General features: G+C 55.4%; 21 protein-coding genes and 1 other RNA gene. 6 read left to right on the forward strand and 16 right to left on the reverse strand.

Annotated elements, in window-relative coordinates:
- Nucleotides 1-35 precede the first annotated feature (35 nt).
- Nucleotides 36-165: non-coding RNA, RtT sRNA (locus tag RAHAQ2_RS24725), on the forward strand.
- Between the two features lie 64 nt (nucleotides 166-229).
- Here RAHAQ2_RS24725 and RAHAQ2_RS00505 read toward each other — a convergent pair.
- The 12 genes from RAHAQ2_RS00505 to RAHAQ2_RS00560 all read right to left on the reverse strand — a co-directional run bounded on the left by RAHAQ2_RS00505 (nucleotide 230) and on the right by RAHAQ2_RS00560 (nucleotide 11,409).
- A complete protein-coding gene (locus RAHAQ2_RS00505; RefSeq protein WP_014333375.1) occupies nucleotides 230-709 on the reverse strand; it encodes a type II toxin-antitoxin system YhaV family toxin in 480 nt (159 codons plus the stop codon).
- 6 nt (nucleotides 710-715) lie between these two features.
- On the reverse strand, nucleotides 716-1,060 hold the full coding sequence (locus RAHAQ2_RS00510; protein ID WP_014333376.1) for a type II toxin-antitoxin system PrlF family antitoxin: 345 nt from the start codon (nucleotides 1,058-1,060) through the stop codon (nucleotides 716-718).
- A gap of 81 nt (nucleotides 1,061-1,141) precedes the next feature.
- Complete coding sequence (locus RAHAQ2_RS00515; RefSeq protein WP_014333377.1) at nucleotides 1,142-1,471, reverse strand: type II toxin-antitoxin system RelE/ParE family toxin; 330 nt, start codon at nucleotides 1,469-1,471, stop codon at nucleotides 1,142-1,144.
- The gene (locus RAHAQ2_RS00520; protein ID WP_014333378.1) at nucleotides 1,440-1,676 is read right to left on the reverse strand and encodes a ParD-like family protein; all 237 of its coding nucleotides are present in this window, start codon (nucleotides 1,674-1,676) and stop codon (nucleotides 1,440-1,442) included. Before RAHAQ2_RS00520 ends, RAHAQ2_RS00515 begins: the two co-directional genes overlap by 32 nt.
- 211 nt (nucleotides 1,677-1,887) lie before the next feature.
- Nucleotides 1,888-3,267, reverse strand: coding sequence for an MmgE/PrpD family protein (locus RAHAQ2_RS00525; protein ID WP_014333379.1), 1,380 nt, complete (start codon nucleotides 3,265-3,267; stop codon nucleotides 1,888-1,890).
- A 19-nt stretch (nucleotides 3,268-3,286) separates the two neighbouring features.
- Entirely contained in the window at nucleotides 3,287-4,024 is a 738-nt protein-coding gene (locus RAHAQ2_RS00530; protein ID WP_231572400.1) for an ABC transporter ATP-binding protein, read from the reverse strand.
- Nucleotides 4,025-4,068: 44 nt separating this feature from the next.
- A complete protein-coding gene (locus RAHAQ2_RS00535) occupies nucleotides 4,069-4,935 on the reverse strand; it encodes an ABC transporter ATP-binding protein (RefSeq protein ID WP_014333381.1) in 867 nt (288 codons plus the stop codon).
- Nucleotides 4,928-5,863 (reverse strand): ABC transporter permease, encoded by a 936-nt coding sequence (locus RAHAQ2_RS00540; protein WP_014333382.1) that lies wholly within the window; start codon nucleotides 5,861-5,863, stop codon nucleotides 4,928-4,930. The genes RAHAQ2_RS00535 and RAHAQ2_RS00540 overlap by 8 nt, the downstream gene beginning before the upstream one ends.
- Nucleotides 5,860-6,945, reverse strand: coding sequence for an ABC transporter permease (locus RAHAQ2_RS00545; protein ID WP_014333383.1), 1,086 nt, complete (start codon nucleotides 6,943-6,945; stop codon nucleotides 5,860-5,862). The genes RAHAQ2_RS00540 and RAHAQ2_RS00545 overlap by 4 nt, the downstream gene beginning before the upstream one ends.
- Nucleotides 6,946-6,973: 28 nt before the next feature.
- Nucleotides 6,974-8,572, reverse strand: a complete 1,599-nt coding sequence (locus RAHAQ2_RS00550; RefSeq protein ID WP_014333384.1) for an ABC transporter substrate-binding protein — start codon at nucleotides 8,570-8,572, stop codon at nucleotides 6,974-6,976.
- Nucleotides 8,573-8,785: 213 nt separating this feature from the next.
- Nucleotides 8,786-10,225: a M20 family metallopeptidase gene (locus RAHAQ2_RS00555; RefSeq protein ID WP_014333385.1), complete on the reverse strand. Its 1,440-nt coding sequence runs from the start codon at nucleotides 10,223-10,225 to the stop codon at nucleotides 8,786-8,788.
- A 257-nt stretch (nucleotides 10,226-10,482) separates the two neighbouring features.
- On the reverse strand, nucleotides 10,483-11,409 hold the full coding sequence (locus tag RAHAQ2_RS00560) for a LysR family transcriptional regulator (RefSeq protein WP_014333386.1): 927 nt from the start codon (nucleotides 11,407-11,409) through the stop codon (nucleotides 10,483-10,485).
- A gap of 728 nt (nucleotides 11,410-12,137) precedes the next feature.
- Here RAHAQ2_RS00560 and dppA point away from each other — a divergent pair.
- From dppA to dppF, 5 genes are all read left to right on the forward strand, one after another.
- The gene (dppA, locus tag RAHAQ2_RS00565; protein ID WP_014333387.1) at nucleotides 12,138-13,745 is read left to right on the forward strand and encodes a dipeptide ABC transporter periplasmic-binding protein DppA; all 1,608 of its coding nucleotides are present in this window, start codon (nucleotides 12,138-12,140) and stop codon (nucleotides 13,743-13,745) included.
- Between the two features lie 207 nt (nucleotides 13,746-13,952).
- On the forward strand, nucleotides 13,953-14,972 hold the full coding sequence (gene dppB, locus RAHAQ2_RS00570) for a dipeptide ABC transporter permease DppB (protein ID WP_014333388.1): 1,020 nt from the start codon (nucleotides 13,953-13,955) through the stop codon (nucleotides 14,970-14,972).
- A gap of 10 nt (nucleotides 14,973-14,982) precedes the next feature.
- The gene (gene dppC / locus RAHAQ2_RS00575) at nucleotides 14,983-15,897 is read left to right on the forward strand and encodes a dipeptide ABC transporter permease DppC (RefSeq protein WP_014333389.1); all 915 of its coding nucleotides are present in this window, start codon (nucleotides 14,983-14,985) and stop codon (nucleotides 15,895-15,897) included.
- A gap of 10 nt (nucleotides 15,898-15,907) precedes the next feature.
- A complete protein-coding gene (dppD, locus tag RAHAQ2_RS00580; RefSeq protein ID WP_014333390.1) occupies nucleotides 15,908-16,933 on the forward strand; it encodes a dipeptide ABC transporter ATP-binding protein in 1,026 nt (341 codons plus the stop codon).
- Nucleotides 16,923-17,945 (forward strand): dipeptide ABC transporter ATP-binding subunit DppF, encoded by a 1,023-nt coding sequence (dppF, locus tag RAHAQ2_RS00585; protein WP_013573448.1) that lies wholly within the window; start codon nucleotides 16,923-16,925, stop codon nucleotides 17,943-17,945. Before dppD ends, dppF begins: the two co-directional genes overlap by 11 nt.
- A gap of 63 nt (nucleotides 17,946-18,008) precedes the next feature.
- Here dppF and RAHAQ2_RS00590 read toward each other — a convergent pair whose 3' ends face one another.
- The 4 genes from RAHAQ2_RS00590 to bcsD all read right to left on the reverse strand — a co-directional run bounded on the left by RAHAQ2_RS00590 (nucleotide 18,009) and on the right by bcsD (nucleotide 20,777).
- Complete coding sequence (locus tag RAHAQ2_RS00590; protein ID WP_014333391.1) at nucleotides 18,009-18,617, reverse strand: mobile mystery protein B; 609 nt, start codon at nucleotides 18,615-18,617, stop codon at nucleotides 18,009-18,011.
- Nucleotides 18,614-19,168, reverse strand: coding sequence for a mobile mystery protein A (locus RAHAQ2_RS00595; RefSeq protein WP_238532050.1), 555 nt, complete (start codon nucleotides 19,166-19,168; stop codon nucleotides 18,614-18,616). Before RAHAQ2_RS00595 ends, RAHAQ2_RS00590 begins: the two co-directional genes overlap by 4 nt.
- Before the next feature lie 106 nt (nucleotides 19,169-19,274).
- Nucleotides 19,275-20,288, reverse strand: coding sequence for a family 8 glycosyl hydrolase (locus tag RAHAQ2_RS00600; protein WP_014333393.1), 1,014 nt, complete (start codon nucleotides 20,286-20,288; stop codon nucleotides 19,275-19,277).
- A 9-nt stretch (nucleotides 20,289-20,297) separates the two neighbouring features.
- Entirely contained in the window at nucleotides 20,298-20,777 is a 480-nt protein-coding gene (bcsD, locus tag RAHAQ2_RS00605; protein WP_014333394.1) for a cellulose biosynthesis protein BcsD, read from the reverse strand.
- Between the last annotated feature and the right edge of the window lie 13 nt (nucleotides 20,778-20,790).

Raw genomic sequence — 20,790 nt, forward strand, 5'->3', positions numbered from 1 at the left:
TATTCGAAAAAGCCTGCTTTTTTAAAGCAGGTTTTTTTTCGTCTGTAGTAAAGAGGATGAGAACCTCCGAAGGAGGTTTGAGCCGAGCGAAGCGAGACCACGTTGCTTTAGCAACGGCCCGCAGGGCAAGCATCGAAGATGCGCATCATCCTCTCTCGCCGACCATATTTGAAAAACCTGCTTTTTAAAGCAGGTTTTTTTTCGTCTGTAGTTTATGAGGATGTCCGGCTCAGGGCAATTTCTGTTCTGCGAGTTCATGGCTGCAACTTTCAACAAGTGCCTGCCAGTTGTCTGGCGGTTCACCGCTTTTCAACATCTTGCGAAACATCCGGTATGCGTCTGTTTTGCTTTCGTAAGCGCGTAATTCTTTATCATCATTCACCCAGGCGTAAATAATGATCCGGCTTTTCAGGTTGTAGCGGAAAAACAAACGGTACTGCTGGAAGAATTTTGCCCTGAACCAGTGTGAGAATTCCCCGCCTAACGTATCGCCCTGACGGAATTCAACACGCGCCGGATCCTGCGGGATAACGTCAAACATCAGCTTATTGATCGCAGCCAGCCGTTTGGTGGCGTTCTTACTTTTATAGCCCGCCGGATCTTTGCGGCGCAGTAAAACAACCTGATCAGTGAGTGCCTGTATTTGTTGCAGGATCAGAGGATGAGCGAGAAGGGTCCATCCGTTAATCTCCATGGCCTGATTATGCATAATCCTTTACTCGTCATCGTCAGAAAGCGGGCTCTCAAGATCGATAGCCATCCCGGCGGTCAGTACATTGATTTTTTCATGCAGGGATAATGTCACCGGCTGCATATTTTCCGGGTTGTTGAGCATATCTTTCGCCACAAAACCGAGAAAGGCACTGATAACAGGGTCTTCCGCTTCTTCGAGTTGCCTCGAAATAACCACCTGCCCGTCTGGCAAAATCTTGTACTGGATCCGATCATTTTCGGTGAGATTTAATGCCTTACGGATAGTGGCCGGAATGGTGGTCTGGAAACGGCGGGTGACTTTGGATTCGGCTTCGAATTTTATTCCCCATACTGCCGAGGCTGACATAGTGAGACTCCATAATGATGCTTATTTGAGCAATTTTGTCAGCGTAATGCATTTGCATTGCCAATGCAAATGCATTGCTCTTCACTTCATCATCTTCAAATCGCCTTTGCGGTGATTTTTATGATCCTGATAGAAATTCTCCTGCGAATCCAGGCTCAGAAGATACAGTTCAATTTTCTCTTCACGCCAGCAATAGCCCAGCAAAGCCTGCTGCTTTTCCAGTGGAAATTTATGCACCCTCAGGTAACTGAGATCGCCTTTCTTGAGTTCCCCGAGCCGTGGGTCATCCTGTATGCGTTCAATTTCATCTTCGACGATAACTTGCTGTGATAAAGGCAATCGTCCAAAAGCTTTGGTAAAGCGATGAGATTCAAATGTATCAATCCTTTGACCGCTCAGTCCTTCTGACATAGCGCGTTACCTTGTTGTTATCTGTCTCGCTTTTGGCCAATAACGTTTCCACAATAAACCGGTACGTCAGATCAGGGTTATCCTCGGCGATCCTGCCGATTTTTGCCCAGTGTTCGATCTGTTTGGGAATACTCCGGTGGGAGGCTTCCGCATGTATTTTTACATCACTCACAAAATCATCATCTAAGCGAATACTGGTTGCCATGGTTTACCTCTGGTCGTTTTTTATACCCGATAGCAGGGTGCGCCATAAAATTGCGTAATGCAACAAATTGTCGCGGACAACCATTCCGTTTTTTCTTCCCTGAGCCGCGAGAATAGGCGTTGCCTCACACGTAAGAAAGGGGCATTTTCGTCGGATTTTCATCCCTGAGAGGCATCACGTAAAAAAGCCCGGCACGGCGTTTTTCTTGCATTCAAGCCTGCGCACCGTCCCGCAAAGGCTCACCTAATAATGGGGCTAAAAACGCCAGATCTTCCTGTTCTTCCAGCCGGTTGAGCTGGCGGAAAAGGTCGCTGGCGTCGTGCATTGCCGCGCAGCAATCCGTGAATTTTCGCAACCTGTCGGCGTCACTGAACGGCTCGCGGTTGCTGCCTTTTGCCAGTTTGCGGCCTGCCTGTAACGTGCGGCCATCGCGCAGGGTAAGCGTGACTTCATGTGTCAGGCGATCGCCCGGCGGTGTTTCCGCTTCCTGCTCCGGGGTATAACAGCGCATGGAAATGCGGGCCAGACGCGCCGGTTCAGCGAGTTCTGCGACCCGCGCTGGCGTGAAATCACTGACCCCCAGCGAGCCGTGGCGCAGCCAGGTATCGACGCAGTATTGCATCGAGAAACGCGCCTGCATTTCATTGACCGGCTGCGGATACGCCAGATTACGCAGATTGGCGATGCCGACCAGCGTGTCCACCGTCAGCACGTCGTCATCGCTGAAATCATGCTGCGCACGCAGGTCGTCGAGTGCGTCGATAACCATGTGTGTCGAACCGCAGCACGGGTGACGTTTTGGCATCACGCCGGTGGTTTCAATGATATGAAGATGGGTGCCCAAAATGGCCGGAATATCCCAGCCCGGCGGTGTCAGGCCGCCAAACATCTCCAGAAAGCCTTGCGGTGCTTCAAGAATATCAATGCGTCCCTGCATCTGCTGGCGGGCGAAATTCGCCGCGTCCACCGCATTGCGGGCCGCCCATCCGGCGTGCAGCGGTTTGACCGGCGTGCCGAACTGCCCTTTGGTGCCGGAGGCAAAACTGACAGCATTGCTCAACGCGCGCGCGATACCGGCCTGATCCAGCCCCATCAGCCAGGCGACACCTGCCGCGCTGCCGATGCAGCCGACAGTCGAGGTGCCATGCCAGCCTGCGGTGTAATGTGATGGTGCGACGCCGGACCCGACAAACGCCTGCGCCTGTAAACCGATCAGATAGGCTTTCACCAGTTGTTCGCCACTGGCGCGGATGTCATCAGCGACTGCCAGTAATGCCGGTACCAGCACCGCAGACGCATGGCTCATGCCTGGCGCAAAATTGTCGTCGTAATCGATGGCGTGCGCAGCCGTACCGTTGACCAGCGCCGCGATGGCCGCCGGGGCACGTCCGCCGCCAGCTAACCGTGAACTGGCGTGCGGGGTGAAATACGTTTCGCTGGCGGCACGCACGGCACGACTGGAGAAATCATCCTGTCCGGCGTACAGGCAGGCCAGCGTATCGGTGATCGCCTCGCGGGCTTTGCGGCGGGCGGCGGGGCTGAAATCAGGCTGGCTGCAACACCAGCGGGCAATGGCTTCAATCACATTCATGATGTTTCCTTCAACGGCATCAGTGGCGGCTGGCAGCAAGAAATTGTTGGGTATACGGCTCGCGGGCCGCACCGCTGCGGATTTCGGCGGCGGTCAGTTCTTCCAGCAGTTTTCCCTGATGCATGATGGCGACGCGGTCGCACAGGTGCGCGACCACCGCCAGATCGTGCGTTACCATCAGGTAAGTCAGGTTGCGTTCGCGGCGCAGTTTTTTCAGCAGATTGAGGATTTCCGCCTGCACCGACACATCCAGTGCGGACGTGGGTTCGTCGAGCAGCAGCACCTGCGGTTCAATGATCAGCGCCCGTGCCAGCGCCACACGCTGGCGCTGACCGCCGGAAAGCTGATGCGGATAGCGGTAACGAAAGGCATCGCTCAGGCCAAGCGCATTCAGCACGTCACTGATGCGTGCTTCACGCCGGTCCATGCCGTGGATCACCAGCGGTTCCAGCAGCGTGTGATAGACCATTTTGCGCGGATGCAGCGAGGCATACGGATCCTGAAACACCATCTGTACCTGCCGGTAATAGTCTTTATCGCGCACCGGATGTTGTTCGCGGTTCTGATACAAAATCGCGCCGCTGTAGCGGGTGTTCTGCCCGGTCAGCGTGCGCAGAATGGTCGATTTTCCGCAGCCGGATTCGCCGATCAGTCCGTAACTTTCGCCTCTGGCAATGTGCATCGTGACGCTATCGACCACAGTTTTACTGTGAGTGCCTTTGCCGAACGCGATGCTCAGATCGACGGTTTCGATCATCCGGTCGGCGGTCAGTGGCGGCGCGGGGTTCATGAAGGTGGTCATCAGCAGGTTTCTCCGTAGCGGTATACCGGGCCGGTCAGCCACGCCGGGTCGCGCGCCGGAATGGCTAGCATGTCTACCGGATGCTGTAAATCCGGCTGGCTGGCAAGCAGGGCGCGGGTGTAAGGATGCCTGGCGTTATGCAGCTGATCTGCCGCGATTTCCTCGAGAATGCGCCCGGCGTACATCACCAGGGCGCGGTCGCAGAAACCCGACACCAGACTCAGATCGTGAGTGATAAACAGCAGGCCGGTTTTGCGCCGTGCCAGTAACGCATCCAGCACGCTGAGCACCTGCTGGCGCACCGTGACGTCCAGCGCCGACGTGGGTTCGTCGGCGATAATCAAATCAGGTTCAGGGATCAGCATCATGGCGATCATGATGCGCTGGCCCATACCGCCGGAAATCTCGTGCGGATAGAGATCAAAAACCCGCTCCGGGTCGCGGATATTCACCGCCTCCAGCATTGCCAGTGCTTTCACGCGGGCTTCTCTCTCGCTGACATGAAAGTGAATGCGATACGCCTCATTAATCTGATGACCGACGCGCATCAGCGGATTCAGTGAGAATTTCGGATCCTGCATAATCATCGAAATACGTTTGCCACGGATTTTACGCATCTGGCGCTCGCCGGTGCTGAGCAGATCGATATCGCCCAACTGCATCCGGTCGGCGCTGACGCTGGCACCCTGCGGCGTCAGTTTCAGCAGCGACCGGCCGGTGAGCGATTTGCCGGAACCGGATTCGCCGACAATCGCCACTTTTTCACGGCCAACCGAGAAGGAGATCCCGCGCACCGCGTGGTTTTCCTGCCGGTGGCCTTTGAACCTAATGTTCAGGTTTTGCACATCAAGCAATGTTTCAGTCATGGCGCAGATCCAGTACGTCGCGCAGGCCGTCACCGAACAGGTTAAACGCCAGGCTGGTGAAAAGAATCGACAGGCCGGGAATGGCGGCAATCGTCCAGTGGGTCATCATGAACTGACGGCCGGAAGAGAGCATCGCGCCCCATTCCGGGCTGGGTGCCTGTGCGCCGAGGCCAAGAAAACCGAGGCCGGAGGCGGTCAGGATAATTCCCGCCATGTTGAGCGTCAGGCGCACCACCACCGACGGCAGACACATCGGAATGATGTGGCGCAGGATAATGCGCATCTGCGACGCACCCTGTAACCGCACGGCGGCGACGTAATCCATTTTGCGGATAGACAAGGCTTCGGCGCGTGCCAGCCGGGCAATCGGCGGCCAGGCGGAAAGCGAAATCGCGATAATCGCATTTTCGATGCCGGGGCCGAGGGCGGCGACAAAACCCAGCGCCAGGATCAGGCTCGGGAACGCCAGAAAGATATCGACGATGCGCATCAGAATGGTGTCCGTCCAGCCGCCGACGGTGCCCGCCAGCGTGCCGACCAGCAAACCGAGCGGACCGACAATCAGCGCCGTCAGGCCGGTGATGTAGAGCGTGATGCGTGCGCCATAAATCAGGCGGCTGTAAATATCGCGTCCGAGTTCGTCAGTGCCCAGCCAGTATTCCCGGTCCGGCGGTGCCAGCCGCAGGTGCAGGTTTTGGGCATAAATATCGTGCGTCGCCAGCCACGGCGCGAAAATGGCGACCGCGACGATAAACAGGATGACGATCAGCCCGAACCGCGCCGACGTATTCCGGCGAAAGCGCCGCCACTGGTTCAGGCTTTGCTGCACACGCGCCTGCCACGGCGTGGCCGGAACCGGGGCGTCGAGCCAGGCCCGCAGGGAAAACGCCGGACGGGCAGTGAGATGAGGTTTAGCGGAGTCGGTCATGATTGCTCCTGACGGGTTCGCGGATCAAAGATGCGGTAGAGCAGGTCGCAGATAAGGTTCAGCGCCACAAAAATCACGCCGATCAGTAACGAGCAGCCGACCACAGCGTTCATATCGCCCGCCAGCATGGCGTTGGTGAGATAGCGGCCAAAACCCGGCCAGGCGAACACGGTTTCGGTCAGCACCGCGCCTTCGAGTAAAAAGGCGTAAGACAGCGCGACGACCGTCACCACCTGCACCGCGACGTTGCGAAAGGCGTGGATCCACACACTGCGCGCCCACGACAGCCCTTTGACGCGCGCGGTGATCACATATTCCTGCCCGAGTTGTTCAATCATAAAACTGCGGGTCATGCGGCTGATGTACGACAGCCCGCTGAGGCCAAGAATTGATGCCGGTAAAATCAGGTGGCTGAAAACGTTGCGAAACGCCTCCCAGTTGCCGGTTAATGCGGTGTCGATCAGATAAAACCCGGTGACTTTCTGCACGTCGAATTCATACATAAAGTCGATACGCCCCGGTCCGCCGATCCAGCCGAGTCCGGCGTAAAACAGCACCAGCCCCATCAGCCCCAGCCAGAAATTCGGCGCGGAATGCCCCAGCAGGCCGATAAAGCGGATGCAGTGATCAAACCAGGTATTGCGGTACATCGCCGACAACACGCCCGCCGGAATGCCCAGACAGGTGGCGATCAGCGCGGCCAGCGTCGCCAGTTCCAGCGTGGCCGGAAACACGCGGGCGATGTCGGTGGTGACCGGATTGCCGGTGGTCAGTGCGTTACCGAAATCCAGCATCGCGACGTTTTTCAGGTACATCAGAAACTGTTCCCACAGCGGTTTGTCCAGCCCCAGCAGGTGATACATTTTCTGATAGGCTTCCTGACTGGCGTTATCGCCGAGTACCGATACCACGGGATCAATCGGCAGCAGACGCCCGATAAAAAAGGTCAGCGCCGCCAGCCCCAGTAAGGTGCAGAACACGGAAACCAGCAATTTACCCAGCCGGGCGGCGCTTTCGCGCAGCCGCAGCCAGAGAGGTTCAGCGGGTGACATTCCCGCCGCGGTCGGGTCGAGTTGCGACATCGGGCGCTCCCTGGTGAGTGTGTAATGCTTATTTAGAGGCCAGCGCGTAATACACGCGGAAGCCGTTCCACGTCCAGTCTTTGACCTGTCTGGTCAGACCGGCGGTGTTGTACATCTGGAACATGATCGCCATCGGGCCTTGCTGCATCTGCTCTTCCTGCAGGCTGTGGTAGAGCGCGATACGTTTTTGCTCGTCCGGTTCGAGCAGTGCTTCGGTGACTTTTTTGTTCATCGCCGGATCGAAATACGAGGCGCGCCAGCTCGGGTACTGGGTTTTCTTGGCTTCCTTGCTGTTGTCCGGGTTGTAGACCAGACGTGAGGCGTTGCCGTGCGCATCCGGCACCGAGGTCTGCCACGCCATCATGGCGCTCTGGAATTCACGTCCGCGCACGCGGCTGAATAACTGGGCATTGGCCATGCTTTCGATGGAGAGTTTTACGCCAATTTTCGAGGCATTTTCCTGCGTACTTTGGGCGATCGGCGCGGAGTGCGGCAGGGTACCGATGATCAGTCTGGCGGAGAATCCGTCGGGATAACCGGCCTCGGTCAGCAACTGTCTGGCTTTCGCCAGATCCAGTTTGAACGGCTGTCCGGCGTCTTTATCCAGCGCACCAAAGGCGCCGAGCTGGGCGAAACTGGCGCGCGGCACACCGAGATACGGCATCACGGTGGAAGCCAGCCCCTGATAATCAATCAGATAACGCATCGCGAGGCGCACTTTCGGGTTTTTGAAAATCGGGTCTTCGCTGTTAAAGGTCCAGAAAAACAACTGCGGCTTGAGGACTTTCACCACGTTGACCTGACCGCCTTTATCCAGATCACGTAAATCGTCCGGTGCCAGATCACGGGCGATATCCACATCTCCCTGGGTCAGCAGCAGGCGCTGCGTGCCGGTTTCCGCGACGTGGCGGATCAGGATGCGTTGCAGTTTCGGTTTCTCACCCCAGTAATCTTTATTCGCCTGCAACACTACGCCTTCACCGGCGTTCCAGCGCATCAGCTGATAGGCTCCGACGCAGGCGGTGTGCGTGGTCAGGTATTTGTTGCCCATGTCATCACCGACGGCATTTTTCTCCACCAGCGCCTTATCCAGCGTGGTCGAGACGTTGTTAGCGGCGATGGCCTGCAACACCAGATTGGTCGGATACGGCTGGTCGAATGTCATCACCAGCGTGTCGTCATCCGGCGCGGTAATGCGTTCTTTGACGTTTTCTTTGGTAAAGCCGTATTCGGTCAGGGTGGCGGAGTTACCGAAACCAAGCAGCACCACGCGCTGCAACGACCAGGCGACGTCTTTCGCGGTGGCCTTATTGCCGGAGGGGAAGGTCATGCCGGTATTGAGATGGAAGGTAATTTGTTTGCGATCCGGCGAGATATCCCAGCTTTTCGCCAGACGGGGAATGACTTTGGATTCGTCTTGCGGATCGAAATCCACCAGCGTGTCGCAGGTGTTTTTGATGATTTCATTGGTGACCACTTCGCCGATCTGCGCCGGGTCAAAGGTGCTGATCGCATCAATATTCCATGCCATCACCAGCGAATCAGCAGGCGTTGCTGCCTGCGCCGCCGAGCATCCCAACGTGAGGCCAGTGAGTGTGGCGAGCATTTTTATTCTGGTGTTGAGCATAAATCGGGTTCCTTTGATTAAATTTTTTCTCATCCCCTTCGCAGAAGAAGACGTTTTCGGCCGGCTCCCGCCCCTTCGCAGGGGGAGGAGTAAAGACTCGATCGGCTCCCTCCCCTGCGAAGGGGAGGGTTGGGGTGGGGTATTAATGGCGTCGCCGGAGTTGCCAGCTAAACCCCCTCCCGTCCTCCCCCTTCGCTCGGGGAGGCGCGCACATTATTCAGGACGTGGCTGAACCGGCGGTTTGACTTCCGGCGGGATCGGGCACACGTAAGGGGTTTCGGCGGTCAGTTCCTGATGCGCCTGTTTGGCGGCTGCCATCAGTGCGCTGTCGGTCAGGGTGTCGATGGCGGTGGCGGCCATGATTTTGGCGACGTAAGCCAGACCTTTGTGCGCGGCAGGCATTTTTCCCTGTGCGGTGAGCTGCCACGAATGGCCCGGTGTCCCGATGGCGTAAGTCGGGACGTGCGCCTGCACGGTGGGCATTTTCCAGCTAATGTCGCCGACGTCGGTCGACCCCAGCATCAGTTCGCCGGAGGTTTCCAGTGGCACAATAAATTCACATAACGGTGAGGCATCCTGCGGTTTTTTAAGGCCGATACGGCGGTAAGCGCTCTGTAAGTCCTGCGGGCTGAGCGTGGCCTGAATTTCGGCGGCAAAGGCTTTGTCGGCGGCGTCAAATTCCAGCGGGCCGAGCAGTGCAAAGTTACGCTGCATGGCTTCTTCCAGCGGACGGTTGCCCAGCAGGTTGGCCACAGCGCTCATGATGCTGATATCGACGGTGGTTTCGGTCATCATCGCCGCGCCCTGAGCGACTTTCTTCACGCGCTCGTTGAGTTCAAACATGGCGTGTACGTCGCGCGAACGAATGGCGTAACGCACGGCGGCACGCGCCTGTACCACGTTGGGGGCAATGCCGCCGGAATCGAGCATGGCGTAGTGAATACGGGAATCCTGCGGTACGTGTTCGCGCAGGTAGTTGACGCCGACGTTCATCAGTTCAACGGCGTCCAGCGCGCTTCGTCCGAGATGTGGCGAGGCGGCAGCGTGTGAGGAGCGGCCATGGAAGACGAAATCCATGCGGGTGTTGGCCAGCGATTCGGCGCGGGCAACTTCCGAAAAGGCATTCGGATGCCAGGTGATGGCAATGTCTACGCCGTCAAATGCTCCGGCGCGGGCCATAAAGGATTTCGCCGCGCCGCCTTCTTCCGCCGGACAGCCGTAATAGCGCACGCGCCCTGGCGTGCCGGTTTGTGCCAGCCAGTCTTTCAGCGCTGTTGCTGCCAGCATAGCAGCAGAACCCAGCAGGTTATGGCCGCAACCATGGCCCTGACCGTTACCCGGCAATGGCTCAGGGCGGGCAATGCCTGCCACCTGGCTCAGCCCCGGCAGTGCATCGTATTCGCCGAGAATCGCAATGATCGGGCCGCCTTCACCGGCTTCGCCCATCACCGCCGTCGGAATGTCGGCGACGTTTTCAGTGACGCGAAAACCCTGTTCTTTCAGCATCGCCGTGTGTTCGGCGACGGAACGGTACTCGGTATAGCAAATTTCAGGCATACCCCAGACGCGATCGCTCAGGGCGGTAAACAGGGCTTTTTTGGCGTCGACCAGGCTCCAGACGGATTCTTTATTCTGCGCAGATGCGTTATTCAACGGAGACTCCTTGTGCCAGTGGCTACAGTTTCGTGAGGTGAATGTGTCGGAGGAACCTGTTCAGAATGTGTGCAGAAAAGACAAAGATCCAATGAGTCTTTCATCTGACCCATTCCGGAATTGCATAGATTTTTTGAGGTATGCGAAAACGGCATAGTCTTCGTGACTATATGAATAAAAAGGAGAAATTACAGGTTACGGGGAGGCCCCCGCAGAATAGCAGGCGTGAAAAGAACCCCTTTTATCGCCTGAACCGGTCAGGCGACGGCGCGGGTCTGGTGCAACTGACTGGCTTTATTCCACAGCCGTTCGGCCTGCGGTGTGCGAAATTTTTCCAGCCGGTAAAGACGGATGCTGGCCTGAATATCCCAGCTTCGTTCTCCGGCGCGGATAAGCGATCCGTTCGCCAGTTCTTCGCTGATCAGGCTGGCTGGCAGCCACGCCACGCCGCAGCCGGAAATCGTCATCGCCTTCAGGCCGCTACACATCGGATTTTCGTAAATCGGTTTCAGCGGCAGCGGGCGCGACGCAAACAGGGCGCTCAGCGCGTGGGCAAAAAAGGAGCGGTTGCCGTAACTGAGATAAGGAAGCTGAACACGCGTGCCGCCAGAAGTATTCAGCGCAAACAGGGGATTGCCGTCTTCGTCCGGTGCACAGACGGCCAGTGCACTCTCTTTTCCCAGTTCAATATAGGGAAAGCGTTCGAGCTGTTTCATCAGCGGAACGGAATCATGGGCGTAGGTCAGCAAAAAATCCGTTTCGCCATCCAGCAGCAGGGAAATATTGCCGCTGAATGACGGCTGCTGATCGCACAAACGAATGTAGCCGTACTGATGCGACGGGTCGATCTGGTTTATCCAGTCGGGAAAAAAGGTCAGGGAAAGCGTGTTCAGCGCGGCAAAATGCACGATGGTGTGCTTCTGCGCATGGCGCTCACGCAGGTCGCTGCGCAACTGCGTCATGGAAAACACCAGCTCTGCTGCGGTATGCAGAAAGTCCTGGCCCTGCGGAGTCAGGCGTATCGGGTAGGTTTTGCGGTCAAACAGCGGCACGCCAAGCCATTCTTCCAGTTGCTTAATTCGTCGGCTCAGCGCGGACTGGGTGATGTTTCTTTCACTGGCGGCTCGCGTAAAGCTATAGCACTGAGACACGCTGAGAAAATCTTCAAACCACTTCAGTTCCATCAGAAAACCTCTGGCGGGTGATAAGCCCGTTAGAACAAGCAATAACTGAGCCAGAGTTTAAAAACTGCTTAACATACTGGTTTCAATCCATGTCCACCCGCCACCCGGCTTATGCCTGAAAAACAGACAAGATCAGTATGCTAAATCACCTGCACCACCAGCGTGCAATTGCGCTATTTTGGGGTGTTTTGCCGGTGCCAGGGCAAACGCTTTCGCTGACGAGTCGACGCCGTTTACTGCACTTCCCAGCATTTTCCGCTGCTTTCCACCCCTATCTCAAAAATAACCGTTCATATATTCATCATTTAGCCAGAAATTTTTAGGGATTTAAAATGGGCGAAACCCCCAGGAATATTCTTTTACAAAGGGGATTGTCTGGTTATTCACTGCACAGACTGAACATTCATCCTGATTTGGTTAACAAAATGTTTTTTTATGTTTGTTTGTTGTAACTCACAGTCTGTGTAAATGCCTGATGGTTATATTGACGTCAAGGTAAGGAGTTGCCAAATTGATAGCCCCAAGGAAGACCAGTGATTATTTCCGGTAAGATTTTGTAAAGCCAGCTTTACAGAACGAAGGAAAAAAATGGCAGTTCACCATGCTCTGGTTGGACTTATTGCAGCGCACGAGCAAACACAGTCACCCGCAAATAAAAATAAAGGGTGACGTGAGCTGTATACACAACACACACATCCACATCACCATTAATCGATGGAGCAGAAGCGATGACAATCTCTTTAGGTAAGTCGGGGCTACTGAAATTCAGTATGGGCCTGATTGCGCTGACCGTTGCGGCCAGTGTCCAGGCAAAAACGTTAGTGTATTGCTCTGAAGGTTCACCTGAAGGCTTCAACCCTCAGCTGTTCACCTCCGGCACCACGTATGACGCAAGCTCCGTGCCTATCTACAACCGTCTGGTTGAATTCAAGATCGGGACCACTGAAATCCAGCCGGGTCTGGCTGAGAAGTGGGACGTATCGGCTGATGGCAAAACCTATACCTTCCATCTGCGCAAAGGCGTGAAATGGCAGGACAACAAGGAATTCAAACCGACCCGTGATTTCAATGCGGATGACGTTGTGTATTCCTTCGAACGTCAGCTGGACAAAAATAACCCATACCACGGTGTTTCTGGCGGCAGCTACGAATACTTCGAAGGCATGGGCATGGGCGATCTGATCAACAAGATCGTGAAAGTGGATGACAATACCGTGCAGTTCGTCCTGAACCGCCCTGAGTCTCCGTTCCTGGCTGACCTCGCGATGGACTTTGCTTCTATCCTGTCTGCGGAATACGCTGACAACATGCTGAAAGCGAAAACCCCTGAGAAAGTCGACCTGGATCCGATCGGTACCGGTCCGTTCCAGCTTGTGCAATACCAGAAAGATTCACGCATCCTCTACAAAGCCTTCCCTGGCTTCTGGGGCACCAAGCCGCAGATCGACCGTTTAGTCTTCTCCATCACGCCTGATGCTTCCGTGCGTTACGCGAAACTGCAGAAAAACGAATGTCAGGTGATGCCGTACCCGAACCCGGCAGACATTGCGGCAATGAAGAAAGATAAATCCATCAACCTGATGCAACAACCGGGTCTGAACGTGGGTTATCTCTCCTTCAACGTTGAGAAAAAACCGCTGGATGAAGTGAAAGTGCGTCAGGCACTGACCATGGCGGTGAACAAAAAAGCCATCATCGACGCGGTTTATCAGGGGGCTGGCCAGCCAGCTAAGAACCTGATCCCACCAACAATGTGGGGCTATAACAAAGACGTGGTGGATTACGAATACAATCCTGAGAAAGCCAAAGAGCTGCTGAAAGAAGCCGGTCACGCAGACGGTTTTGCTATCGATCTGTGGGCGATGCCGGTACAGCGTCCGTACAACCCGAACGCACGCCGTATGGCTGAAATGATCCAGGCTGACTGGGCGAAAATTGGCGTGAAAGCCAACATCGTGACTTACGAGTGGGGCGAATACCTCAAGCGTGCTAAGAACGGTGAGCACCAGTCTGTGATGATGGGCTGGACCGGCGACAATGGGGATCCGGATAACTTCTTCGCCACCCTGTTCAGCTGTGCAGCTGCGAAAGACGGTTCCAACTACTCCCGCTGGTGCTACAAGCCGTTTGAAGATCTGATCCAGCCAGCCCGTGCGGAATCTGATCACGCCAAACGTGCTGCGCTGTATCAGCAGGCTCAGGTTGTGATGCATGACCAGGCCCCTGCGCTGATCATCGCTCACTCCACCGTGTACGAACCCGTTCGCAAAGAAGTCAAAGGGTATGTCGTCGATCCGCTCGGCAAACACCACTTCGAAAACGTCTCAATGGAGTAATTGACTACTGAGCGCACAGGGAGCTCTGCGTTGTGCGGTGCTCGCAATTTTCGCCTACCTAATGGTATGTCTCAATTGCTCTGCTCCTCCGCCTTGCTCGCTGAGCGCTCACTACGTCTTTTAGTTCAGCGATATAAAGTTTTGTGAGCTATCAATAAGCCCGGCGAGCTACGGTTCTCCGGGCATTTTATACAGAGAGTACGGGATATGTTGCAGTTCATACTCCGACGTCTGGGGTTAGTTATCCCAACGTTTATCGGCATTACTTTGCTGACTTTTGCCTTCGTACACATGATACCAGGCGACCCGGTCACCATCATGGCAGGCGAGCGCGGTGTTTCCCCCGAACGTCACGCCCAGCTGATGGCAGATATGGGGCTCGACAAGCCTCTTTACCAGCAATATTTCCACTACGTGAACGGTGTGCTGCATGGCGACCTGGGCACGTCCTTAAAAAGCCGCACCCCTGTCTGGCAGGAATTCGTACCGCGCTTCAAAGCCACAGTGGAGCTGGGCATCTGCGCGATGATTTTCGCGATCATTGTGGGTATTCCGGTGGGTGTGCTGGCGGCGGTAAAGCGGGGATCGATATTCGACCACACGGCCGTCGGGATCTCGCTGACCGGCTATTCGATGCCGATATTCTGGTGGGGGATCATGCTGGTGATGCTGGTCTCGGTGCAGCTTAATCTGACGCCCGTGTCGGGGCGAATAAGCGACACCGTCTTCCTCGATGACAGCCTGCCGCTGACCGGCTTTATGCTGATCGATACGCTGTTCTGGGGCGAACCGGGTGATTTCGTGGATGCCGTGATGCACATGATTTTACCGGCCATCGTACTGGGTACCATTCCGCTGGCGGTGATTGTGCGTATGACCCGTTCTTCCATGCTGGAAGTTCTGGGCGAAGACTACATCCGTACCGCGCGCGCCAAAGGCGTCAGCCGCATGCGGGTGATTGTCGTCCACGCACTGCGCAATGCGCTGTTGCCGGTGGTCACCATCATTGGTTTGCAGGTCGGTACGCTGCTGGGCGGCGCGATCCTGACCGAAACTATCTTCTCCTGGCCGGGACTCGGCCGGTGGCTGATCGACGCACTCCAGCGCCGCGACTATCCGGTCGTGCAGGGCGGGGTGTTGCTGGTCGCTACTCTGATCATCGTGGTTAACCTGCTGGTAGATGTGCTCTACGGCGTGGTCAACCCGCGTATTCGCCACAAGAAATAAGGGGCGCACAATGTCTCAAACCACTGAGCCGGTCGCTAACGAGTTAGTGACGGCTGCGCCAGTGCCGATGCCGCCGATGCGCGAATTCTGGCATTACTTCAAGCGTAACAAAGGGGCCGTTGTTGGCCTGGTTTACATCATTATCATGCTGGTCATTGCGATTGGTGCGAACGTGATCGCCCCGCATCTGCCCGCTGAACAGTTCCGTGACGCGCTGCTGCGTCCGCCGGTCTGGATGGAAGGCGGCAGCTGGAAATTCCTGCTGGGCACCGACGACGTGGGCCGCGATATTCTGTCGCGTCTGATGTACGGCGCGCGTTTATCGCTGCTGGTCGGGTGTCTGGTGGTGGTGCTCTCCTTGATCCTCGGCGTGGTGTTCGGTCTGTTTGCCGGCTACTACGGCGGTGTGGTTGACGCCATCATCATGCGTGTGGTCGATATCATGCTGGCCCTGCCAAGCCTGCTGCTGGCGCTGGTGCTGGTGGCGATTTTCGGTCCGTCTATCGTCAACGCCTCGCTGGCACTGACGTTCGTCGCCTTACCGCACTATGTGCGTTTAACCCGCGCTGCGGTGCTGGTGGAAGTGAACCGCGACTACGTCACCGCTTCGCGCGTTGCCGGTGCCGGTTCTGCGCGCCAGATGTTCGTCAATATTTTACCTAACTGCTTAGCGCCGCTGATCGTTCAGGCATCGCTGGGCTTCTCCAACGCCATCCTCGATATGGCAGCGTTGGGCTTCCTCGGTATGGGCGCACAGCCGCCAACGCCGGAGTGGGGCACCATGCTGTCGGACGTCTTACAGTTTGCTCAAAGTGCCTGGTGGGTCGTGACCTTCCCCGGCGTGATCATTCTGCTGACGGTACTGGCATTTAACCTGATGGGTGATGGCCTGCGTGATGCCCTCGACCCTAAACTTAAGCAGTAAGGGGTTGGAGATGGAAACAACATTAACGAATGACGTTCAGGTCGGCAAAACGTTGCTGACCGTGGATAAGCTCTCCGTTCACTTTGGTGACGAAGGGACGCCGTTCCGCGCCGTAGACCGTATCAGTTACAGCGTGAAACAGGGCGAAGTGGTCGGGATTGTCGGTGAATCCGGCTCCGGTAAATCCGTCAGTTCACTGGCGCTGATGGGGCTGATCGACTTCCCCGGCAAAGTGATGGCTGAAAAACTCGAGTTCGGTGGCCGTAGTCTGCAGGGCATCAGCGAAAAAGAGCGCCGTCAGATTGTTGGTGCTGAAGTCGCGATGATTTTCCAGGATCCGATGACCAGCCTGAACCCGTGTTACACCGTCGGTTTCCAGATTATGGAAGCCATCAAGGTGCATCAGGGCGGCAATAAAAAGACCCGTCGTCAGCGCACGATCGATTTGCTGAATCTGGTGGGTATTCCGGATCCGGCTTCGCGTCTCGACGTCTATCCGCATCAGCTTTCCGGCGGAATGAGCCAGCGCGTGATGATCGCCATGGCGATTGCCTGCCGTCCGAAATTACTGATTGCCGATGAGCCGACCACCGCGCTCGACGTAACCATTCAGGCGCAGATCATCGAACTGCTGCTCGACCTGCAACAACGCGAAAACATGGCGCTGATGCTGATCACCCATGACCTGGCACTGGTGGCCGAAGCCGCACAGCACATTATCGTAATGTATGCCGGTCAGGTGGTGGAGTCGGCAAAAGCCACGGAAATCTTCCGTGCGCCGCGCCATCCTTACACGCAGGCGCTGCTGCGATCCTTGCCGGAATTCGCGGCGGATAAAGCCCGTCTGCAATCCTTGCCGGGTGTGGTGCCGGGTAAATATGACCGTCCTGCGGGCTGTCTGCTGAATCCGCGTTGCCCGTATGCAACCGACCTTTGCCGTAAAGAAGAACCTGCGCTGCGCGACCTCGCGAACGGGCGCCAGTCGAAGTGCCATTATCCGCTGGATGATGCCGGGAGACCAACTTATGAGTCCTGATAACACCCAACCGCAGCCGCTGTTGCATGCGATTGACCTGAAAAAACATTATCCGGTGAAGAAGGGCATCTTCGGCCAGGAACGTACCGTGAAGGCGCTAGACGGTGTTTCTTTCACCCTCGAACGCGGTAAAACGCTGGCAGTGGTCGGGGAATCTGGCTGTGGGAAATCCACGCTGGGCCGCCTGCTGACCATGATTGAAGTGCCGACCGGCGGTGAGCTGTATTACCGCGGGCAGGATTTGCTGAAACCGGATGCGACGGCGGAAAAGCTGCGCCGTCAGAAGATCCAAATCGTGTTCCAGAATCCTTACGGATCGCTCAACCCGCGTAAGAAAGTCGGGCAGATCCTCGAAGAACCCTTGCTGATCAACACCAAACTTAGCCGCGAAGAACGTCGCGAAAAAGCCCTGGCGATGATGGCGAAGGTGGGCCTGAAAACCGAGCATTACGACCGCTATCCGCACATGTTCTCCGGCGGTCAGCGTCAGCGTATTGCTATCGCCCGAGGTCTGATGCTGGATCCGGACGTGGTGATCGCCGATGAACCGGTGTCCGCACTGGACGTTTCCGTGCGTGCGCAGGTACTGAACCTGATGATGGATTTGCAGCAGGATCTGGGGCTGTCCTACGTCTTCATCTCGCATGATTTGTCCGTGGTGGAACATATCGCCGACGAAGTGATGGTGATGTATCTCGGTCGCTGCGTGGAGAAGGGTCCTAAAGACGCCATCTTCAGCAATCCGCGCCATCCTTACACGCAGGCATTGCTGTCCGCAACGCCGCGTCTGAACCCGGATGAACGTCGTGAACGCATCAAACTGACCGGTGAACTGCCAAGCCCGCTCAATCCGCCAGCCGGTTGCGCATTCAACGCCCGCTGCCGCCGTGCATTCGGCACCTGCAAACAGTTCCAGCCGCAGCTGAAACAGTACGGCGATCAGCTTGTCGCCTGCTTCGCCGTCGACCAGGATGAAACCGGCACCACGCAGACTGTTGCCGTAAATCAGTAGCATTGCAAAAGCCGTACTGAATGAGACAAGCCCGCGAAAAGCGGGCTTTTTTGTGGGCAATATTTAGTCAGAAGCAAATCTGATAAGACGCCTATAATCGCCATTGTCGGCTTCTCTCAGAGCGAGAATGTATTCAGCGCGATGTGCATCTGCTGAAACGAGTTCGCCTGCTGATATCCCCCAGGGAAAGAACCCCCTTCCAAGCGCGCGACGAAGCACGTCGCAAAATATCCGGGAATGCCTTCCATTCCCATTGGGAAAAGGGTGGATCCATACAATGTCTCTGTGAAGTCTCAGGCAGATTTCATCGGGTGGGTAAGTTTCGTTTTCAATCCAGAAAACTGCATTATCGAGAGTATCTCTGACACGCATTGAGATCATATGAGGCGGCGTATTCCCGATGTTTACTTCTCTGCGTCTGAGTTGCCCCGCCCATTCCCACGTTTTATTGAACATGTTGCGGTGTAATCGAAGACAGAAATCGACAGTTAAGATCTCTGTGTAACTCAGCTTCTGACGGCTGAGATGCGCTAATGCCTGCTGTATGTTCGTTTTTTCAAATTGATTCAGGTCTTCCCGGGTAAAGATGTAGTCGGGAATTAAACCGGCCAGATCGTCAGGGCTAAGTTCCGTTGCCCCTTCAGGAAGGCCATTATTGATGGTTTCGCTCATTTTTCATCCCAGAAATCCCGAGGCCATTTTTGTAATAGGTCGCTTTTAAGCTTGTCTTGTGTCGATTTTTGGAACGCTGATGATGTGGGTTGCTGTTCCAGCGACATATGAATTTCAGTGTACTGATTAAGGAATTTCGCTTTTTTCCCGGCCTGCTGCTCTCTTAGTTCTTGCAGCGTTCGCCCTTGCTTTGGCTGCAAAAAGTATACAAGCTCACAATCCAGGCCCTCAGCGATTTTTTCCAGTGTATTCAGCGTTAGCGACCCTTCAATTTCACCTTTTTCTATCAGCGAAATGCGCGACTGACTTAAACCACATCGTTCGGCAAGGGAGCGGGTGCTCATACCCAGCGCGCTTCTGAGAAGTTGTATCCATCCTTTTTTTGGGCGCCTGGCTTTGCGTCGAGGTTTCATTTCATTGAGAAGGTTGTCTACCTGTTTGATTTTTAATTCTTTATCCCACATAGAGAAACCTCTTAATTGCATATTTACAATAGATTTATTGATTTTCAATATTAAATATACAATCAAATTTGGATAAATCAATTGCATATATACAATCATTTTAGAGTTAATCGATTGTATATATGCAATCAATTACAACAAAAAAGGCCAGTCAGCTTCCCCTGACTGGCCTTAATATTTCAAAGGGGATTATTTACCCTTTATGACTCGCCCACCAGCTCAGCAGTTGCAGGGTGGAAGAGTAGTAATCGTCTTTCGGTGCCAGATTCGGGCTGATGGCACCGGCGTTGGCCATGGTGAAATCGCGCACGGCTAATAATCCCGGTGACATGTTGTAGCCCGCTTTGGTGCCGGTCATGACATCAATCCAGGCGGGCGTGGCGTCACGTGGCGATTTTTGCCACCACAGGATGAACGGTGCCAGTTGCGGGCTGCCCGGATGCGCCCAGCCGAGGTAGAGCGGGATACGCACGGCGTCGTAACTGAACCGCGTTGGCCAGCGGCTGGCCGGTTTCAGGGTGCCATCGGCCTGCATATCGACCCAGTCTGTCGGCAAGCGGAAATCGCCAAACGCCATTTTGCTGAGCATCGCCGTGCTGCTTTCATCCAGATCTTTCCATACCTTTAAATGACTGTGCGCATAAAACGCCTGCCAGGCCGGGAAGATGAAATAGGACGGATTGACGGTCACGTTGCTGGTCTGGTTAAAGCCCTTTACACCCGGCAGCATGACTTTGTAACCCGCGTAATCAATCACATTGTATGTGATCAGCGCCGCCTGCAATTTTTCAGAGGCTTTGGTGTAACGCGGATCGTTCCACTTGTCGCCCGCCAGCAGCAACGCCCACGCCATCAGCGTATCGCCATCAGAGGCGTTGTTGATATCTGCCACATGCGGCGTGCTGTTTGGGTCATAACGCCATGAATACAGGCCGATATCTTTGCGGTACAGCGTGTTGTTTGCCCACTGCCACAGCTTGTCGAACGTCGCCTGATCATCGTTAAACACCGCCAGCAGCATACTGAAACCCTGACCTTCGGTGTGACTGACGTTTTTATTGGCGGTATCAATGATTCGCCCGTCCGGCATCAGAAAGCGACTTTTATACGCAGACCAGCCCGGATCCTGCGCCATTACAGCGGAGCTGAAAAACGCGAAAATAAGGCTGAACCACAGCACCAGACCGTAGCGCCGAAATGCCAACATAGAGATTCCTTACAAACCATTTTGATAACGGAAAACGAACGCGCCTTCCGGTGTGCTTTCCTGCCAGCGCAGCGGAACATAGGGTTGTCCGCCTTGTGATAATAACCACTCGGCATACAGTCCTTCAAACAGGGAGATGAGCGCAATAGGCCACAACTCGTCATCCTGTCCCTGCGGTGAGACCGGCCAGGCAATGTGTACCAGCGCCAGTTGTTGCTGAGTCGCTTCCAGCTTCACCACACCCCAGTCGAAACGGCTGAGGAGTTGATTGATATTGTCTTCCAGCTCCCCCAGAGTCGCAGAGCCAGGAAGCGGATGCTGGCGTGCCAGATTGTTGCCCATCAGGGTCAGAAAACGTCGGCCATCTTCATCATCGGCGGACGCCAGAATACCTGAAAATAGCACCTGCACCAGGCTTTGCCAGCCGGGTGTGGTGTGGCGCTGGCGGTAATATTCCTGCGCGACCTGAGTATAGTTATGTTCTTGCATGGTTTTCTCTCAC

Source organism: Rahnella aquatilis CIP 78.65 = ATCC 33071 (assembly GCF_000241955.1).
In the GTDB taxonomy this organism is placed as follows: Bacteria; Pseudomonadota; Gammaproteobacteria; order Enterobacterales; family Enterobacteriaceae; genus Rahnella; species Rahnella aquatilis.

Coding starts and splice junctions, on each gene's coding strand:
- dppC (WP_014333389.1), top strand. CDS start 14,983: ATGTCTCAAACCACTGAGCCGGTCGCTAACGAGTTAGTGACGGCTGCG.
- RAHAQ2_RS00540 (WP_014333382.1), bottom strand. CDS start 5,863: ATGACCGACTCCGCTAAACCTCATCTCACTGCCCGTCCGGCGTTTTCC.
- RAHAQ2_RS00530 (WP_231572400.1), bottom strand. CDS start 4,024: ATGATCGAAACCGTCGATCTGAGCATCGCGTTCGGCAAAGGCACTCAC.
- RAHAQ2_RS00600 (WP_014333393.1), bottom strand. CDS start 20,288: ATGTTGGCATTTCGGCGCTACGGTCTGGTGCTGTGGTTCAGCCTTATT.
- RAHAQ2_RS00590 (WP_014333391.1), bottom strand. CDS start 18,617: ATGAGCGAAACCATCAATAATGGCCTTCCTGAAGGGGCAACGGAACTT.
- RAHAQ2_RS00510 (WP_014333376.1), bottom strand. CDS start 1,060: ATGTCAGCCTCGGCAGTATGGGGAATAAAATTCGAAGCCGAATCCAAA.
- dppF (WP_013573448.1), top strand. CDS start 16,923: ATGAGTCCTGATAACACCCAACCGCAGCCGCTGTTGCATGCGATTGAC.
- RAHAQ2_RS00505 (WP_014333375.1), bottom strand. CDS start 709: ATGCATAATCAGGCCATGGAGATTAACGGATGGACCCTTCTCGCTCAT.
- RAHAQ2_RS00535 (WP_014333381.1), bottom strand. CDS start 4,935: ATGACTGAAACATTGCTTGATGTGCAAAACCTGAACATTAGGTTCAAA.
- RAHAQ2_RS00595 (WP_238532050.1), bottom strand. CDS start 19,168: ATGCAATTGATTTATCCAAATTTGATTGTATATTTAATATTGAAAATC.
- bcsD (WP_014333394.1), bottom strand. CDS start 20,777: ATGCAAGAACATAACTATACTCAGGTCGCGCAGGAATATTACCGCCAG.
- RAHAQ2_RS00515 (WP_014333377.1), bottom strand. CDS start 1,471: ATGTCAGAAGGACTGAGCGGTCAAAGGATTGATACATTTGAATCTCAT.
- dppB (WP_014333388.1), top strand. CDS start 13,953: ATGTTGCAGTTCATACTCCGACGTCTGGGGTTAGTTATCCCAACGTTT.
- RAHAQ2_RS00525 (WP_014333379.1), bottom strand. CDS start 3,267: ATGAATGTGATTGAAGCCATTGCCCGCTGGTGTTGCAGCCAGCCTGAT.
- RAHAQ2_RS00520 (WP_014333378.1), bottom strand. CDS start 1,676: ATGGCAACCAGTATTCGCTTAGATGATGATTTTGTGAGTGATGTAAAA.
- RAHAQ2_RS00550 (WP_014333384.1), bottom strand. CDS start 8,572: ATGCTCAACACCAGAATAAAAATGCTCGCCACACTCACTGGCCTCACG.
- RAHAQ2_RS00560 (WP_014333386.1), bottom strand. CDS start 11,409: ATGGAACTGAAGTGGTTTGAAGATTTTCTCAGCGTGTCTCAGTGCTAT.
- RAHAQ2_RS00545 (WP_014333383.1), bottom strand. CDS start 6,945: ATGTCGCAACTCGACCCGACCGCGGCGGGAATGTCACCCGCTGAACCT.
- dppA (WP_014333387.1), top strand. CDS start 12,138: ATGACAATCTCTTTAGGTAAGTCGGGGCTACTGAAATTCAGTATGGGC.
- dppD (WP_014333390.1), top strand. CDS start 15,908: ATGGAAACAACATTAACGAATGACGTTCAGGTCGGCAAAACGTTGCTG.